This window comes from Rugosimonospora africana (assembly GCF_016862975.1).
GTDB lineage: Bacteria > Actinomycetota > Actinomycetes > Mycobacteriales > Micromonosporaceae > Rugosimonospora > Rugosimonospora africana.
In genome coordinates, this window is record NZ_BONZ01000203.1 from 1 (window position 1) to 660 (window position 660).

Annotated in this window: 1 protein-coding gene; it reads right to left on the reverse strand. The window is 64.8% G+C overall.

Annotation, left to right across the window (positions count from 1 at the left end; all coding sequences use genetic code 11):
* Nucleotides 1–602: AMP-binding protein (locus tag Raf01_RS49230; RefSeq protein WP_239134610.1), on the reverse strand; the 602-nt coding region annotated here is incomplete at its 3' end.
* Between the last annotated feature and the right edge of the window lie 58 nt (nucleotides 603–660).

A 660-nucleotide genomic window follows, 5' to 3' on the forward strand; every position in this document is an offset into this window, starting at 1 on the left:
AAGTACGCCCCACCCGCGGTCATCACCGCCAACACCGCCGCGACCAGCTCCACCGACCGGGGCAGCGCCAACGCGACCACCGACTCCGGCCCCACCCCGGCCAGGATCAGCAACCGGGCCAGCTGATTGACCCGACCAGCCAACTGCCGATACGAGACCCGCTGATCCCCACAGACCACCGCGACCGCCTCCGGCGACGCCGTCACCTGCCGCTCGAACAAGTCCGGCAACGTCACCGGGTCCACCGGATGGGTGGTGTCATTCCACTCCACCAAAACCTGATGCCGCTCCCGCTCGCCGAGAAGGTCAATCTCGGTGATCAGCTGATCCGGATCGGCGACGACTGCGTGCAGTAGTCGTTGGAGGCGGGTGAGGAATTGGAGCATGGTGGACTCGTCGTACAGGTCGGTGGCGTACTCGAGCGCGCCTTCGATCCCGGCCGGTCTCGCACTGCTATCGTGACGCTCCTCGAGAACGAAAAGCATGTCGAACTTCGCCCCCTGCCGATCAACAGGGAGGACCTCCGCGTCGAGACCTGGCATGTCGGGAAGATCGATCTCGCTGTTTTGTAGAACGAGTCGGACCTGAGCCAGCGGCTGCATGCCCGCTATGCGCGTCGGGTTGAGGATCTCGACCAGTCGTTCGAAGGGCAGGTCCTGG